The sequence below is a fragment of the Oerskovia sp. NPDC060338 genome (assembly GCF_042726295.1).
Lineage (GTDB): Bacteria > Actinomycetota > Actinomycetes > Actinomycetales > Cellulomonadaceae > Oerskovia > Oerskovia merdavium.
In genome coordinates, this window is record NZ_JBHXCQ010000006.1 from 177,033 (window position 1) to 191,957 (window position 14,925).

17 protein-coding genes are annotated in these 14,925 nt (G+C 72.1%); 1 reads left to right on the forward strand and 16 read right to left on the reverse strand.

Features of this window, described 5'->3' with window-relative positions:
* Window positions 1–17: 17 nt before the first annotated feature.
* From ACFWGN_RS09540 to rpsB, 7 genes are all read right to left on the reverse strand, one after another.
* Window positions 18–569, reverse strand: a complete 552-nt coding sequence (locus tag ACFWGN_RS09540) for a DivIVA domain-containing protein (RefSeq protein WP_056648692.1) — start codon at window positions 567–569, stop codon at window positions 18–20.
* Window positions 566–1,702 carry a 23S rRNA (adenine(2503)-C(2))-methyltransferase RlmN gene (gene rlmN, locus ACFWGN_RS09545; RefSeq protein WP_056648690.1) on the reverse strand — a complete coding sequence of 379 codons (1,137 nt, stop codon included), beginning with the start codon at window positions 1,700–1,702 and terminating at the stop codon, window positions 566–568. The genes ACFWGN_RS09540 and rlmN overlap by 4 nt, the downstream gene beginning before the upstream one ends.
* Window positions 1,703–1,861: 159 nt before the next feature.
* A complete protein-coding gene (locus ACFWGN_RS09550) occupies window positions 1,862–2,707 on the reverse strand; it encodes a phosphatidate cytidylyltransferase (protein ID WP_191805701.1) in 846 nt (281 codons plus the stop codon).
* Between the two features lie 21 nt (window positions 2,708–2,728).
* Window positions 2,729–3,286 (reverse strand): ribosome recycling factor, encoded by a 558-nt coding sequence (gene frr, locus ACFWGN_RS09555; RefSeq protein WP_191805702.1) that lies wholly within the window; start codon window positions 3,284–3,286, stop codon window positions 2,729–2,731.
* Window positions 3,287–3,384: 98 nt separating this feature from the next.
* Window positions 3,385–4,119, reverse strand: a complete 735-nt coding sequence (gene pyrH / locus ACFWGN_RS09560; RefSeq protein WP_377616692.1) for a UMP kinase — start codon at window positions 4,117–4,119, stop codon at window positions 3,385–3,387.
* A gap of 177 nt (window positions 4,120–4,296) precedes the next feature.
* Window positions 4,297–5,136: a translation elongation factor Ts gene (gene tsf / locus ACFWGN_RS09565; RefSeq protein WP_377616647.1), complete on the reverse strand. Its 840-nt coding sequence runs from the start codon at window positions 5,134–5,136 to the stop codon at window positions 4,297–4,299.
* Window positions 5,137–5,241: 105 nt separating this feature from the next.
* A complete protein-coding gene (rpsB, locus tag ACFWGN_RS09570) occupies window positions 5,242–6,210 on the reverse strand; it encodes a 30S ribosomal protein S2 (RefSeq protein ID WP_191805704.1) in 969 nt (322 codons plus the stop codon).
* Between the two features lie 450 nt (window positions 6,211–6,660).
* Here rpsB and ACFWGN_RS09575 point away from each other — a divergent pair, with 450 nt between their 5' ends.
* Entirely contained in the window at window positions 6,661–7,230 is a 570-nt protein-coding gene (locus ACFWGN_RS09575) for a M23 family metallopeptidase (protein WP_377616648.1), read from the forward strand.
* 27 nt (window positions 7,231–7,257) lie between these two features.
* Here ACFWGN_RS09575 and ACFWGN_RS09580 read toward each other — a convergent pair whose 3' ends face one another.
* The 9 genes from ACFWGN_RS09580 to trmD all read right to left on the reverse strand — a co-directional run bounded on the left by ACFWGN_RS09580 (window position 7,258) and on the right by trmD (window position 14,925).
* Window positions 7,258–8,247 (reverse strand): tyrosine recombinase XerC, encoded by a 990-nt coding sequence (locus ACFWGN_RS09580; protein ID WP_377616649.1) that lies wholly within the window; start codon window positions 8,245–8,247, stop codon window positions 7,258–7,260.
* A gap of 55 nt (window positions 8,248–8,302) precedes the next feature.
* Window positions 8,303–9,493, reverse strand: a complete 1,191-nt coding sequence (gene dprA / locus ACFWGN_RS09585) for a DNA-processing protein DprA (protein ID WP_377616650.1) — start codon at window positions 9,491–9,493, stop codon at window positions 8,303–8,305.
* The gene (locus tag ACFWGN_RS09590; RefSeq protein ID WP_377616651.1) at window positions 9,486–11,024 is read right to left on the reverse strand and encodes a YifB family Mg chelatase-like AAA ATPase; all 1,539 of its coding nucleotides are present in this window, start codon (window positions 11,022–11,024) and stop codon (window positions 9,486–9,488) included. Before ACFWGN_RS09590 ends, dprA begins: the two co-directional genes overlap by 8 nt.
* A complete protein-coding gene (locus tag ACFWGN_RS09595) occupies window positions 11,024–11,380 on the reverse strand; it encodes a YraN family protein (protein WP_377616652.1) in 357 nt (118 codons plus the stop codon). Before ACFWGN_RS09595 ends, ACFWGN_RS09590 begins: the two co-directional genes overlap by 1 nt.
* A gap of 120 nt (window positions 11,381–11,500) precedes the next feature.
* A complete protein-coding gene (locus ACFWGN_RS09600; RefSeq protein ID WP_024840525.1) occupies window positions 11,501–11,800 on the reverse strand; it encodes a DUF2469 domain-containing protein in 300 nt (99 codons plus the stop codon).
* A gap of 83 nt (window positions 11,801–11,883) precedes the next feature.
* On the reverse strand, window positions 11,884–12,651 hold the full coding sequence (locus tag ACFWGN_RS09605) for a ribonuclease HII (protein ID WP_377616653.1): 768 nt from the start codon (window positions 12,649–12,651) through the stop codon (window positions 11,884–11,886).
* Window positions 12,648–13,349: a signal peptidase I gene (gene lepB / locus ACFWGN_RS09610; protein ID WP_377616654.1), complete on the reverse strand. Its 702-nt coding sequence runs from the start codon at window positions 13,347–13,349 to the stop codon at window positions 12,648–12,650. The genes ACFWGN_RS09605 and lepB overlap by 4 nt, the downstream gene beginning before the upstream one ends.
* 214 nt (window positions 13,350–13,563) lie before the next feature.
* On the reverse strand, window positions 13,564–13,923 hold the full coding sequence (gene rplS / locus ACFWGN_RS09615; RefSeq protein WP_056648670.1) for a 50S ribosomal protein L19: 360 nt from the start codon (window positions 13,921–13,923) through the stop codon (window positions 13,564–13,566).
* Window positions 13,924–14,085: 162 nt separating this feature from the next.
* Window positions 14,086–14,925, reverse strand: a complete 840-nt coding sequence (gene trmD / locus ACFWGN_RS09620) for a tRNA (guanosine(37)-N1)-methyltransferase TrmD (RefSeq protein WP_377616655.1) — start codon at window positions 14,923–14,925, stop codon at window positions 14,086–14,088.

Here is a 14,925-nt window from a genome sequence, read left to right on the forward strand (position 1 = left end):
CGGGCCTCACGCGGGCGTCACTCGACGCCGAGCAGCACCTCGATGGCCCGGGCGAAGAACGCGTCCACGGGTCCCTCGGCATAGCCGTCCTTGCCGCGACGACGAGCGAACGTCGCGCTGCGGATCTCGGCGGCCGTGATGGGCTCCTGGCGGTCGAAGTACGCCACCAGGCGGTCGCACAGGTCGTCGACGTCGTCCATGTCGTAGCCCGACTCGCCACGGCCCGCCGGAGCGAAACGCTCGCCGTCCGGACGTCCCAGGCGGCCGTACAGGCTGCGCGCCCGCTCGGCCAGCGCGTTCATCCAGGCCTGCTGCCCGTTGACCGCGACGTACTCGGCGCGCTGGCGGGCGATGAACGCGCCCTCCAGGCGGTCGAGGGCCGCGTCGACCTCGTGGGTGTCGTACCCGCCACGGACCAGGTCGAACATCGAGACCTGGATGTCCGTGCTCGTCAGGCGCTCGGGCTTCTTGCCCTCGTAGACCTGACGTGCGTGGTCGAAGAACTCGTCCACCTCTTCGGGGTCGTACCCGTTGCGCACCTTCGAGACGGTGCTGAACAACGCACTCACTCTTCCTCCTCGGCTGCCAGCTGTCCGCACGCACCATCGATGTCACTGCCGCGTGTGTCACGAATAGTGGTCGGAATCCCGTGCCCGCGCAAGCGAGCGACGAACTCGTCCTCCACGTCGCGCTCGCTCGCGGTCCAGATCGACCCCGGCGTCGGGTTGAGCGGGATGGGGTTGACGTGCACCCAGCCCGAACCGCGGGCCGTGAGCTTCTCGCCCAGCAGGTCCGCGCGCCAGGCGTGGTCGTTCATGTCCTTGATGAGCGCGTACTCGATGCTGACGCGCCGGCCCGTGACCTCGAAGTAGTTGCGGGCAGCGTCCAGCGTCTCGTCGACCGACCACCGGGTGTTGATCGGGACGAGCTCGCTGCGCAGGTCGTCGTCCGGGGCGTGGAGCGAGAGCGCGAGCGTGACCGGGATGCCCTCGGCCGACAGCTTGTTCATCGCCGGGACCAGGCCCACGGTCGAGACGGTGATGTTGCGCGCCGACATGCCCAGGCCCTCGGGGGCCGGGGCGATGAGCTGACGGATGGTGCCCATGACGGCCTTGTAGTTGGCCATGGGCTCGCCCATGCCCATGAAGACCAGGTTGTTCAGCCGGGCCGGGCCGCCGGGGATGTCACCGTCGGCGAGCGACTTCGCGGCCGAGCGCACCTGCTCGACGATCTCCGCGGTCGACAGGTTGCGCGTCAGGCCGAGCTGGCCCGTCGCGCAGAACGGGCACGCCATGCCGCAGCCGGCCTGGCTCGAGACGCACAGCGTCGACCGGTTCGGGTACCGCATGAGGACCGACTCGACCTTCGCCGCGTCGAAGAGCTTCCAGAGCGTCTTGACGGTCGTCCCGCCGTCCGCCTGCATCACGCGCGCCGGGGTGAGCAGCTGCGGGAACAGGTTCTCGACCAGCAGGTCGCGCGAGGCCTTGGGCAGGTCCGTCATGTCCTCCGCAGCACTCGTGTAGTGCGCGTAGTAGTGCGTCGCGAGCTGCTTCGCGCGGAAGGGCTTCTCGCCCAGCTCCACGACGGCCGCCGTCCGTTCCTCGGCAGAGAGGTCGGCGAAGTGACGCGGGGGCTTCCCGCGGCGGGGTGCCGACATGACGAGCGGCAGCGGCTTCGATTCGACGGACGGGCGAACAGACATGGTGGATCCAGAGGTTGGAACGGGTGGAACAGGTCAGAGCAACCACGCTCCGGTGCGGACCGGGGCGAGCGTGCGAGCGTGCGAGCGTGCCGGTGCGTTCTCACGCGGACCGGCACGCACGCGGGCGATCGGGCCCTGCCTCCCCTCGCGGGGACCGTCTCAGAGCGAGACGGACAGCAGCAGGAACACGAACGGGGCAGTCAGGAGCATGGAGTCCAGGCGGTCGAGGACACCTCCGTGCCCCGGCAGGAGGGACCCCATGTCCTTCAATTCTAGGTCGCGCTTGATCATCGACTCGGCCAGGTCCCCCACGGTGGCCGTGAGCGGCACCATGACACCCAGCGCGACGCCGATCACGGGGCTCGCACCGAGGCCGTAGACCGCTCCCACGACGCCGACCGCGGTCGCGAGCACGAACGAGCCCGCCAGCCCCTCCCAGCTCTTCTTGGGACTGATCGAGCGTGCCAGCGGGTGCCGGCCGAACAGCACGCCTGCCACGTACCCGCCGACGTCGTTCGCGACCGCCAGCAGGATGAACAGCAGGACCTGGATCCGTCCGTTCTCCGGGTTCGCCAGCATCATCATCACGAACCCCGCCATGAACGGCAGGTACGCGGTCGCGAAGGTGCCGGCCGCGGCGTCCCGCACAGCCGCCGTGCCCGAGCCGTCGATCACCCGCCAGACCACGACGCCCGCCACGGTCAGCACGAACGAGACCATGAGGGCCTCGGGGCCGGCGTAGTACGACGAGATCAGGATCCCCGCCGCGCCGACCAGGAGCGGCAGGAGCGGCAGGTGGATGTCGCGACGCAGGAAGGCCTGCTTCAGCTCCCAGAGGGCTGCACCCACCGCTGCGATCGCCAGCAGGACGAACGGCTCCGGACGGAACCCCAGCGAGGCCCCCACGACGAGGAGGAGCCCGACGCCGACGGCGATCGCCTTCGGCAGGTCGCGCCCGGCCTTCGGCGTACGCCGGGGCTCGGACGCGACAGCATCACGTGTCATCGGTGCGTTCGGCGTTCTGCATCAGACCTCGAGGAGCTCGCTCTCCTTGCCGGCGAGCAGCGCGTCGATCGTGTCGACGTGGCTCTTGGTGAGAGCTTCGAGCTCCTTCTCCGCACGCGTACCCTCGTCCTCGCCCGCGTCGCCGTCCTTCACGATGCGGTCGAGCTGCTCCTTGGCACGGCGACGGATGTTGCGTACCGAGACGCGGGCGTCCTCGGCCTTGCCCTTGGCCAGCTTCACGTAGTCGCGGCGACGCTCCTCCGTGAGGACGGGGAGCACGACGCGGATGATGTTCCCGTCGTTCGACGGGTTGACGCCCAGGTCCGAGTCGCGGATAGCCTTCTCGATCGCCGACAGAGCGGTCTTGTCGAAGGGCGAGATGACGATCGTGCGCGCCTCGGGCGTGTTGAACGAGGCGAGCTGCTGGAGGGGCGTGGGGGCCCCGTAGTACTCGACCGTGATCTTGTTGAACATCGCGCCACTCGCACGTCCCGTGCGGATGTTGGCGAAGTCCTCCTTGGCGACCTCGATCGCCTTGTCCATCTTCTCTTCGGCCTCGAGGAGGGTCTCGTCGATCACCAGTGCTCCTTCGTCGTGCGTTGCAGGGCTTGCCGTCCTGTGCGCCGTGGGGGCGCACCGGGACGCAGCGCGCCCCGGGTCGTGCGTCGGTCGTCCGGTCAGCTCGTGGTGACCAGCGTCCCGATATTGTCCCCCAGGAGCGCGCGGGTCACGTTGCCCGGGTCTCCCATGCCGAAGACGCGCATGGTCACGTCGTTGTCGCGGCACAGGCTCAGGGCCGTGGCGTCCATGACCGCGAGGTCGCCCACGAGCGCGTCGGTGTAGGTGAGGTGGTCGAGCTTGACCGCGTCCGGGTTGGTCCGCGGGTCCGCGCTGTAGACGCCGTCGACCCCGTTCTTGCCCATGAGGACTTCCTGGCAGTGGGTCTCGAGGGCCCGCTGGACCGAGACCGTGTCGGTCGAGAAGTAGGGCATGCCCGCGCCCGCGCCGAAGATGACGACGCGCCCCTTCTCCATGTGGCGGATGGCGCGCAGCGGGATGTACGGCTCGGCGACCTGCCCCATCGTGATGGCGGTCTGCACGCGCGTGTCCACGCCGGCCTGCTCGAGGAAGTCCTGGAGCGCGAGGCAGTTCATGACCGTGCCCAGCATGCCCATGTAGTCGGCACGCGCACGGTCCAGGCCGCGCTGCGAGAGCTCGGCCCCGCGGAAGAAGTTGCCGCCCCCCACGACGATCGCGACCTGCACGCCCTGGCGCACGGCCTCGGCGATCTCGCCCGCGACGCGCTGGACGACGTCCGGCGCCAGGCCGATCTGTCCGCCGCCGAAGGTCTCACCGGAGAGCTTCAGCAGAACTCGTCGTGCCGGGTTCGTGGTCTCGATGTTGTCGCCCATGTGCAGCGCCACCTGTTCTTCGTCGTTCCGAGCTCCCGAGGTCTGCCCCAGGACGTTCCGAGGACGGTGCTGCGCAGAGTCCCCGGGGTGTTGCGTGGTGCGCCGGGACCTGGCCGGGTCCCGGTGCGCGGTAGCCCGGTCCGCGCAGTGCGCGGACCGGGCCACCGGTGGAGTGCGTCAGGCGCCGACGCGGTACCGCACGAACTCGGTGACCGTGCCACCGACCTCGGCGAGAACCTGGCCGACGGTCTTCTTGGGGTCCTTCGCGAGGGGCTGGTCGACGAGGACGACGTCCTTGAAGAAGCCGTTCAGGCGGCCCTCGATGATCTTCGGCAGCGCGGCCTCGGGCTTGCCCTCGTTGCGCGAGGTCTCCTCGGCGATACGACGCTCGTTGGCGACGACGTCCTCGGGGACGTCCTCGCGCGTCAGGTACGTCGGGGACAGCGCAGCGATGTGCTGTGCGATGTCCTTGGCGACGGCCTCGCCGGCAGCGTCCGTCGCGACGACGACGCCGATCGACGGCGGCAGGTCCTTGGCGGTGCGGTGCAGGTACGCGGTGACGCGCTCTCCGGCGATGCGCGTGGCACGGCGCAGGACGACCTTCTCGCCGAGCGACGCGGCGGTGTTGTCGATCACGAGCTGGACGGACTCGCCGTCGGCGTCAGCGGCGAGTGCCGCGTCCGTGTCGGCAGCACCCGAGTCGGCGACGGCCTTGAGCACGCGAGCCGCGAGGTTGAGGAAGTTCTCGTTCTTCGCGACGAAGTCCGTCTCGGAGTTGAGCTCGATGAGCGTGGCGACCTGGCCACCCTCGGTCTCGGAGATGTCGACGGCCACGAGGCCCTCGGAGGTCGAACGGCCCTCGCGCTTGGCGACGCCCTTCAGACCCTTGACGCGGATGATCTCGAGCGCCTTCTCGGAGTCGCCGTCGGCCTCGTCGAGGGCCTTCTTGACGTCGAGCATGCCGGCGCCGGTGCGCTCGCGCAGTGCCTTGATGTCGGCTGCGGTGTAGTTCGCCATGGTGCAGTCCTTACCTGTCTGGGGTCCCGGGGCTCCCCGGGGAGAACGTGGAGCGGGCGGTGCGGCGGGTGCGCGCCCCTCGGACGAGGGGCGCGCACCACGTCGTCACTTGGACTCGTCGGCCTCTTCGGCGATGACCTCGGCCTCGGCGACGACCTCGGCCTCAGCGGCGGCCTCGACGGCGACCTCAGCGACCTCGGCAGCAGCCTCGGCGACGACCTCGGCCTCGGCGGCAGCCTCGACGGCGACCTCGGCGACGACCTCAGCAGCGGCTGCGGTCTCGACAGCGGCCTCGGCCTCGGAACCGGCGAGGAGCTCGCGCTCCCACTCGGCGAGGGGCTCTGCCTCGGTGGCCGTGCCGGCCTCGGCGCCCGTGCGGCCCGAGTGGCGCTGGAGCAGGCCCTCGGCGGCGGCGTCGGCGATCACGCGGGTGAGCAGCGTGACGGCGCGGATCGCGTCGTCGTTGCCCGGGATCTTGTAGTCGACGACGTCGGGGTCGCAGTTGGTGTCCAGGATCGCGACGATCGGGATGCGCAGCTTGCGCGCCTCGTCGACGGCCAGGTGCTCCTTGTTGGTGTCGACGATCCACACGGCGGAGGGGACCTTCGCCATGTCGCGGATGCCACCCAGGGTGCGGGTCAGCTTGTCCTTCTCGCGACGCAGGACGAGGAGCTCCTTCTTGGTGAGACCCGAGGCTGCGACGTCGTCGAAGTCGATCTCCTCGAGCTCCTTCATGCGCTGCAGACGCTTGTGCACCGTGGTGAAGTTGGTGAGCATCCCACCGAGCCAGCGGTGGTTCACGTAGGGCATGCCCACGCGAGCGGCCTGCTCGGCGACGGGCTCCTGCGCCTGCTTCTTGGTGCCGACGAAGAGGATCGTGCCACCGTGGGCGACGGTCTCCTTGACGAACTCGTACGCGCGGTCGATGTAGGACAGCGACTGCTGCAGGTCGACGATGTAGATGCCGTTGCGCTCCGTGAAGATGAATCGCTTCATCTTCGGGTTCCAGCGGCGGGTCTGGTGTCCGAAGTGGACTCCGCTGTCGAGGAGCTGGCGCATGGTCACGACGGCCATGGCACGTCCTTTCAGGCGTGACGCGGGATCCTCCCGCTGCTCACGCTCGTTCGTCCGACCGGGCGCGCGGCGTCCGGTCGGTGCTTTCGGTTGTCGGTGCGGGCCGGGATTGGCCGTGCACCCCTGGCGTCACACCGCCGGGCGACGCCGGACCCTGGCGAACGAGGATCCGGACCGTTGTCGTGGCAGCCCCTGCCGCTGGCCCTGACGGGCCGGGAGGCGGGGAAGTGACGCGCGAAGTCGACGGCGCGCAGCGGGGGCCCGGGCGTCTCCGACGGACTCCGCCGGAGGTGCTGGTAGGCCGTCCGAATGAACGTGCCGATCGCGGCGTTAAGTCTACCTGATGCGCGGCCCCGGCCGGACCTGTCCACAGGTCCCGCCCGATCGGCCCGGTCCACAGGCCCGGGCGCCGACGCCCCACACGCACCGGCGGTGCGCGATGCTCGGCCCGTGCCCGCCATCCTTCCACGCCCCGCCCGCCTCTCCGCCGTCGTCGCCGGAGCCCTCGTGCTCGTCCTGGTCGCGCCGCCCGCTCCCCTCGCGCGAGGAGCGACGGCGCCCGCTCCTGCGAGCGACGCGTGGGTCGCGCCCGTCGTCGGTGAGCCCGTCGTGCTGCGTCCGTTCCTCCCACCCGACCAGGACTGGCTCGCCGGTCATCGCGGCGTCGACCTCGGCACAGCACCCGGCGACGCGGTCGTCGCGCCCGAGGCCGGGATCGTGACGTTCGCCGGGACGGTCGTGGACCGAGGCGTCGTCGTCGTGCTGCACGACGACGGGCTGCGCACCTCGCTCGAGCCCGTCACGGGGAGCGTGGCCCCGGGGACAAGGGTGGGGCGCGGTGAGGTCGTCGGGACGCTCGAGGGCGGTCGCGGCGGGGGTGGTGGGAACGAGGCGGCCGCCGCCGGGCACTGCCTGCCGTCCTCGTGCCTCCACTGGGGTGTCCGGCGGGGTGAGGTCTACCTGGACCCGCTCACCCTGCTGGCGCCCCGAGAACCGATCGTGCTGCTCCCGCTGCGCTGAGCCTCGCCGCAGCGTCCCCAGGCGAGGTCACGCCCGCGGGAACGCCTGCTCGAAGGATGCCCGCAGGCGGTCTGCGCTGACGTGCGTGTAGCGCTGCGTCGTGGAGAGCGTCGCGTGCCCGAGCACCTCCTGGACGCTGCGCAGGTCGGAGCCGCCCTGGAGCAGGTGCGTCGCGGCGCTGTGCCGCAGGTCGTGCGGCGTCACGTCGTCGACGCCCGCGAGCGCCGCGAGCCTGTGCACGGTCTCTCGTGCCTGCCGCTGGCCCCACCGGTGTCCTCGGTCCCCCAGGAGGAGTGCCGGACCGGAGTCCGCGACGGCGAGCGCAGGGCGACCGGCGTCGAGCCAGCGGCGGATCGCCCGACCGGCGGGCACCCCGAACGGGACGACCCGCTCCTTGTCGCCCTTGCCGACCACGCGCAGCGTGCGCTCCCCCAGGTCCACGTCGTCGACGTCGGTCCCGACGAGCTCGGCGACGCGCACGCCCGAGGCGTAGAGCAGCTCGAGAGCGGCCCACTCGCGCAGGCGGGCAGGGTCGCCGTCGGCGGCCGACGCGCGGGCCGTCTCCATGAGGTGTGCGGCGGAGTCGACCGCGAGGACCGTCGGCAGGTGACGCGGCACACGGGGGCTCGCGAGGCGCAGGGCGGGGTTCTGCACGGTGCGCCCGGTGCTGGTCGTCCAGGCGAAGAACGCTCGCGCGGCCGCGCCGCGCCGCGCCATGGTGGTGCGCGCCAGGTCCCGCGCGCCGAGGTCGGCGAGCCAGTCGCGCAGCACCGCGATGTCGACGTCGTCGAGATCCCGGACACCCGTCCCGACGGCGCGCCCCAGGAGCGAGCGCACGTCGCCCATGTAGGCGCGCACGGTGTGTGCGGAGAGGCCACGTTGCACGGCCAGGTGCTCCTCGAACGCGGCGACTGCTGCGGTCAGCCCGGCCGGCAGGTCCGGCACGGCCTGCGCCGTCCCGGATCCGCTCGGCCCGGCCGCCTCGGCGCCGTGCGGACGCTTCTCGGAAGTGCTCATGGGCCCAGTCTCGCGGAGCACCCGCACCAGGACGGGTCTGCCACGCCCGGCGGCACTATCCGCCGAGCCTGCGCCACCTCCCGCCCGACTGCTCGGCGAGCCCGACGAGCTCGAGGTGGCCGAGCCCCCCGAGCGTCTCCTGGCTGCCCAGCCCGGCTGTCCGGGCGACCGACTCGACCGGGGCGTGGGCACGCAGCGGGAGCGCGTCCCAGAGGCGTCGACCTACCTCGTCGAGGCCGTCCTGGGGCTCGCTGCGCCCCTCGTCGACGGGGGCTGCGTCGGTCCCCGCCCTGCCACCCAGCTCGGCGGCCTCGGTGGCGTCGGTGACGCAGACGGCCTTCGCGTCCCGCAGCAGCCGGTGGCACCCGCTCGAGGCCATCGAGGTGACCGGTCCGGGCACTGCACCGACGGGGCGCAGGAGCGCAGCTGCGTGCGTGGCGGTGCTCAGTGCCCCTGAGCGCCAGGCCGCCTCGACCACGACGGTCGCTCCGGAGAACGCGGCGATGAGGCGGTTGCGGTGCAGGAAGCGCACCCGGCTCGGGACCGAGCCCGGCGGGACCTCGCTGATCACGCTCCCTACCTCCAGGACGGCGCGCAGCAGGTCGGTGTTTCCCGCCGGGTAGAGGCGGTCCGCTCCTCCGGCGAGGAACGCGACGGTCGGCCCTGCGGCGGCAAGAGCGCCCCGGTGCGCGGCGGCGTCGATCCCGTAGGCGCCTCCCGAGACGACCGTGAAGCGGCGGTCGACCAGGCCCACGGCGAGGTCCGCTGCGACGTGCCGCCCGTAGTCCGTGCACGCGCGCGCCCCCACGAGCGCGAGCGAACGCGTCGAGAGCGCCGCGAGGTCGTCGCGACCACGGACCCAGAGCGCGAGCGGGGCCGCGGCACCCAGGTCGTCGAGCGCGGTCGGCCACCGCGGGTCCTCCGGGACCACGAGGCGTCCGCCCATCCGGCCGAAGGCGCCCAGCTCCCGCGCAGGGTCCAGTCCGGGCAGCCGTCCTCGCCACCGCTCGACCGCGCGCACGAGCCGGTCTCCTGCGGGCCGCTCGTCGCGTCCCGCGAGCGCTCCCAGCGCCAGCCGGTGGGGGTCGTCGACGACCTCGTAGAGCCACGCGAGCGCGTCGGCGGCCCCGAGGTGCGTGACGAGTGCGCCCGCGACCTGGTCCCCGGGCTCGGCGATCCGGCTCCACGCCGCACGCGCGAGCAGCGGGTCGGTGAGGTCGAACGAGGCACGGTTGCGCTCACCCATGGTGCCCCCTGGTCCGTAGCGCGAGGCCCTGCCCCACGTCCGACCGGGTGGGCGCGGCGCGCCCAGCGAGGTCTGCGACGGTCCAGGCGAGGCGCAGCACGCGGTCCGCCCCGCGCAAGGAGAGCGTCCCCCGGTCGAGCGCGGTGTCGACGTCGGCCAGCAGAGCCCGTCCCGCGCCCAACCGTTCGCGCAGCCACGTCCCGGGCACCTCGGCGTTCGTCGACCACGGGGTCCCCGCGAGCCGCGCCCTGGCCGCGGCCCGCGCGCCCGCGACACGTGCCGCGACCGTCGCGCTCGTCTCCACGTCCCCCTCGCCCGCACGGTCCACGCGAGAGACGGGCTGCACCTCGACCTGGACGTCCACGCGGTCGAGCAGCGGCCCCGAGAGGCGTGCGAAGTACCGGCGGCGGACGACGGAGGTGCACTGGCACTCGAGCCCCTTGCCGATCGCGAGCCCGCACGGGCACGGGTTCGCGGCGAGCACGAGCTGGAAGCGCGCCGGGTAGCGCGCCGAGCCCGCGGCCCGGTGGATCACGAGCTCGCCGTGCTCGAGCGGCTGCCGCAGCGTCTGGAGCACCCGGGAGCCGAACTCGGGGGCCTCGTCGAGGAACAGGACCCCGCGGTGCGCTCTCGAGGCGGCACCGGGTCGAGGCAGCCCGGACCCTCCGCCGACGATCGAGGCGGGGGTCGTCGTGTGGTGGGGGTCCTCGTAGGGCGGGCGCCGGACGAGGCCCTGGCCGGGGTCGAACACCCCCGCGACCGAGTGGACCGCCGTGACCTCGACGGCCTCGGCCTCGTCGAGGTCCGGCAGGATGCTCGTGATCCTCGACGCGAGCATGGTCTTGCCCGCACCTGGTGGTCCGACGAGCAGCAGGTGGTGGCCTCCTGCTGCGGCCACCTCGACGGCTCGTCGGGCCTGCTCCTGCCCCAGGACGTCCCGCAGGTCTCCCTCGGCGCGGAGCGGCCGGTCGATCCGTGGCGCGCGCGGGGCGGCCGGGGGCAGGACCATGCCGGGGACCTCGGCGCCGTAGAGGGCCGCGACCTCGGCGAGGCTCGCGACGCCGACGACGCGCGCCCCGGGCACGAGGCGCGCTTCCCGCGCGTCCTCCAGGGGCACGACGACGTCGGGCATCCCGGCCGCGACGGCAGCGGCCACGGCGGGGAGCACCCCGCGGACAGGCTGCAGGCGACCGTCGAGCCCGAGCTCGCCGATGTGCACGACCTTCTCCGGGTCGGACACGGAGATCTGGCGGGCACCGGCGAGCATCGCGACCGCGATGGCCAGGTCGAAGCCCGAGCCGGACTTCGGCAGCGACGCGGGTGACAGGTTGACGGTGACCTTGCGCTGGGGCCACGCGATGCCGGACGAGGCGATCGCGGCCCGGACCCGGTCGCGCGACTCGGACAGGGCCGCGTCCGGCAGACCCACGAGCGTGAAACCGGGAACCGAGGCCGCCAGGTGCGCCTGGACCTCCACGAGGTGGCCCGAGAGCCCGACCAGCGACACCGCGAACGTGGTGCCGAGCGTCATCAGCTGACCCCGACGAGGTGCTCGACCTGCGCGGCCCCCGCCTGTGGGAGCACGACAGCCACGACGTCGATCCGCACCGAGGCCGGTCTCACCGGGTGGGCGGCCATCCACTCACCGGTGAGGCGCCGCAGCCGCGCGATCTTGTCCTGGGTCACGGCCTCGGCGGGGTGCCCGTAGGCCGTACCTCGTCGGGTCTTGACCTCGACGACGACGAGCACGTCACCGTCCCTGGCCACCACGTCGAGCTCGCCCCGGGTGCCACGCCAGTTGCGGTCGAGCACGACCCACCCGGCCTCGACCAGGTACCTTGCGGCGATCTTCTCCCCGTACCGACCGACAGCGTCCTTCGCTCCCATGTCCCACCTCCGGGCCACACCCTGACGTGCTCAGGGGTGGTGCCGGGCGCGGGAACGAGGGGCCTGTGGACGACGCCCATGGACGGACGCCTGTGCACGGCTCGACGCCGCCGCCGACCGCTAGAGCTGGAGCTCGGCCTTCGCCAGCTCCTCGACGTTCACGTCCTTGAACGTCACGACGCGCACCGACTTCACGAAGCGGGCCGACCGGTAGACGTCCCAGACCCACGCGTCGGCCAGCCGCAGCTCGAAGTACACCTCTCCGGCGGCCGAGCGGACCTGCAGGTCCACCTGGTTCGCGAGGTAGAAACGTCGTTCGGTCTCGACCACGTAGGAGAACAGGCCCACCACATCGCGATACTCGCGGTAGAGGGCCAGCTCCATCTCGGTCTCATAGTTCTCGAGGTCTTCGGCGCTCACTGGACCATCATGGACCATCGGCGGACCGAACCCGGGACGCGCAGCCGCGCACGCCCGCCCCGGGCGCGTCGACGGTCCTCGCGTCAGGCCCCGTCCTGCTCGGGGAGCCGCCAGCTGCGCCGGTGCTGCGGCGTCGGGCCGTGGGCCTTGAGGGCCTCGACGTGCACGGCCGCGCCGTACCCCTTGTTGCCGTCCCAGCCGTAGGCCGGGTACTGCCGGGCGAGCCCCGTCATGAGGCCGTCGCGCTCGCACTTGGCGAGCACGCTCGCCGCCGCGACCGACGCGCACTGGAGGTCGGCCTTGACCAGCGTCCGCACGGCCGGGTCGGGCAGCGCGCCCAGGTCGTCCTCGGGGTCGAGGTCGAAGGCCTCGAAGAGGTCGACCGTGGGGCGGGTCAGCCAGTCGTGCTTGCCGTCGAGCAGCACGGCGTCGACGGGCCCGAGCGAACGGCGGACCTGGGCGAGCGCACGGCGACCGGCGAGCCGGAGCGCGACCACGATCCCGTGGGCGTCGATCTCCGCGGGGCCGGCATGACCGACCGCCCAGGCCAGCCCCCACTCGCGGACGGCGGGCAGCATCGCCTCGCGTGCCGCGGGCGTCAGCATCTTGGAGTCCGTCAGCCCCTCCGGGAACGCACCCGTGGTCAGGTCGACCACGACCACACCCACGCTGACCGGGCCGGCGAGCGCTCCGCGCCCGACCTCGTCCATGCCGGCGACGTACCGCGCCCCCGAGTCGAGCATCGAGCGCTCGTGGCGCATGGTCGGCGGCACCGGGCCCGTCGCCCGCTTGGCGGGCGCCTTGCGGGGCTTCTTCGCGGCTGCGGGGCGCGCACCGAGATCGGTCGTCACGGCTCCGGCACCTCCGCGAACACGTCGCCCGGGTTGCGCATGAACGTGAAGTCGCTCAGGGGCCAGACCTTGACGAACGCGGTCCCCACGACGTTGCTGATCGGCACGAACCCGCCGCCCGGCTTGCCCGTGTTGTAGCGCGAGTCGGCGGAGTGCTGGCGGTTGTCGCCCATGACGAACAGCATGCCCTCCGGGACCACGGTGTCGAAAGGGTCCTGGCTCGGGACGGAGCCAGGTTTGATGTACGTCTCGTCGACGGGCTGCCCGTTGACGCTCACGCGCCCCTGGGCGTCGCAGCACACGACCGTGTCGCCCGGGAGACCGATCACACGCTTGATGAGGTGCTCGCCCGTGTCCTGCGGGAGCAGGCCCACGAACGTCATGGCCGACGTCACGGCGTTGCCGACGGGCCCACGGTCGGGGGCGACGTACGGCGGGAGCCAGCTGCCCGGGTCCTTGAAGACGACGACGTCCCCGCGGTGGACGTCGAACACGTCGGGCACGAGCCGGGAGACCATCACGCGGTCCCCCTCGACGAGGGTGTCCTCCATCGAGGCGCTCGGGATGAAGAAGGCCTGCACCAGGAACGACTTGATGAGCCACGAGAGCACCAGGGCGCTGAGGAGGATGATCGCGGTCTCGCGCACGAGCGACGGCCTGCGGGGTGCGCGGCGCGCGCCGGGCTGCTGCTCTGCCATCTCGCTCCTAGCGTGAGCACCGCTCCCCGGCAGGTCACCGGGGGCGGGTTCGGGTCGGGCTGCTGCCTGTGCGGCGCTCTCTGTCACGCGCTCACTGTGCCATTTCGACGCCCGTGAGGGGAAAACGGCGCGCGCCGGGACGCCGACGGGCGGCCACCTCGAGAGGTGACCGCCCGTGAGCGTGCGATGCGGCTGACGTGGGGTCAGGACCGGATCACTTGGCGGGAAGCGCGTCGCGCTTCTCCTTGATCTTCGCCTTCTTGCCGCGCAGCTTGCGCAGGTAGTACAGCTTGGCGCGACGGACGTCACCGCGCGTGACGACCTCGATCGTCTCGAGCGTCGGGGAGTGCACCGGGAAGGTACGCTCCACGCCGACACCGAAGCTGATCTTGCGGACCGTGAAGGTCTCGCGGACGCCGCCACCCTGGCGGCCGATGACGACGCCCTGGAACGCCTGGACGCGGGAGCGGTTGCCCTCGACGACCTTGACGTTGACCTTGACGGTGTCTCCGGCCCGGAACTCCGGGATGTCGCTACGCAGCGATGCTGCGTCGACGCTGTCCAGCGTGTGCATTGTTCTCTCCCCGCTCTGCCACAGGTCAGACGCGTTCTCGTGGCCCACCGCGAGGTGGGTCCGGTTCAGTACAAGGGTGGTGCTCGCATGAGATCGGTCGCGCACGCGGACGTGCGGTGAGCCTCCCCTGTGGCAGAGGCCCGACCGGCAGGCACCGAGGGTCTATTCTGCCACACCGCCGGGAACGGTCTCCGGTGCAGCCCCGGGAGCCGGGTTCTCGGCCGTCGCCGGGCGGCGCAGCACGCCGTCCGCGATCTTCCACCCGAGCCCCGCCAGGAACGCGCAGTCGTGCTTGTCGAGCGTGCTCACGTCGAGCGCCTCGATCAGGTCCGGCCTGCGGGCCGCGGTCTTCTCGAGCGCGCGGTCCCTGCGCCAGCGACGGATCTTCGCGTGGTGCCCGGAGAGCAGGACGTCGGGCACCTCGAGGCCGGACCAGACGGGCGGCTTGGTGTACACGGGGTACTCGAGCAGACCGGCCGCCCCGTGCGACTCCTCGACGAGCGACTCGGGGTTGCCGATCACTCCCGGCAGCAGGCGGGCGACGGCCTCGACCATGACGAGCGAGGCGACCTCGCCGCCGTTGAGCACGTAGTCGCCGATCGAGAGCTCGCTCACGCGGTGCCCTGCAGCACGGTAGTGCTCGGCCACGCGGGCGTCGATCCCCTCGTAGCGCCCGCACGCGAAGACGAGCTGGTCCTCGGTCGCGAGGGCTTCCGCGGTGCGCTGGGTGAACGTCGTGCCCGACGGCGTCGGGACCACCAGGTGCGCGGGTCCGGTCGAGGTCAGCTCGTCGATGGCCTGCCCCCACACGTCGGGGCGCATGACCATGCCCGCTCCCCCGCCGAAGGGCGTGTCGTCGACCGTGCGGTGGCGGTCCGTCGTCCAGTCGCGAAGGTCGTGCACACGCAGGTCGAGCAGTCCTGCGACGCGCGCCTTGCCGACGAGCGACAGGTCGAGCGCGGCCAGGTACTCGGGGAAGATCGAGACGATGTCGATACGCAC

What these genes read in the sequence shown, in the direction of transcription:
- rlmN (WP_056648690.1), bottom strand. Translation starts at nt 1,702, where the DNA reads ATGTCTGTTCGCCCGTCCGTCGAATCGAAGCCGCTGCCGCTCGTCATG.
- ACFWGN_RS09550 (WP_191805701.1), bottom strand. Translation starts at nt 2,707, where the DNA reads ATGACACGTGATGCTGTCGCGTCCGAGCCCCGGCGTACGCCGAAGGCC.
- pyrH (WP_377616692.1), bottom strand. Translation starts at nt 4,119, where the DNA reads ATGGGCGACAACATCGAGACCACGAACCCGGCACGACGAGTTCTGCTG.
- tsf (WP_377616647.1), bottom strand. Translation starts at nt 5,136, where the DNA reads ATGGCGAACTACACCGCAGCCGACATCAAGGCACTGCGCGAGCGCACC.
- rpsB (WP_191805704.1), bottom strand. Translation starts at nt 6,210, where the DNA reads ATGGCCGTCGTGACCATGCGCCAGCTCCTCGACAGCGGAGTCCACTTC.
- ACFWGN_RS09580 (WP_377616649.1), bottom strand. Translation starts at nt 8,247, where the DNA reads ATGAGCACTTCCGAGAAGCGTCCGCACGGCGCCGAGGCGGCCGGGCCG.
- dprA (WP_377616650.1), bottom strand. Translation starts at nt 9,493, where the DNA reads ATGGGTGAGCGCAACCGTGCCTCGTTCGACCTCACCGACCCGCTGCTC.
- ACFWGN_RS09590 (WP_377616651.1), bottom strand. Translation starts at nt 11,024, where the DNA reads ATGACGCTCGGCACCACGTTCGCGGTGTCGCTGGTCGGGCTCTCGGGC.
- ACFWGN_RS09595 (WP_377616652.1), bottom strand. Translation starts at nt 11,380, where the DNA reads ATGGGAGCGAAGGACGCTGTCGGTCGGTACGGGGAGAAGATCGCCGCA.
- lepB (WP_377616654.1), bottom strand. Translation starts at nt 13,349, where the DNA reads ATGGCAGAGCAGCAGCCCGGCGCGCGCCGCGCACCCCGCAGGCCGTCG.
- rplS (WP_056648670.1), bottom strand. Translation starts at nt 13,923, where the DNA reads ATGCACACGCTGGACAGCGTCGACGCAGCATCGCTGCGTAGCGACATC.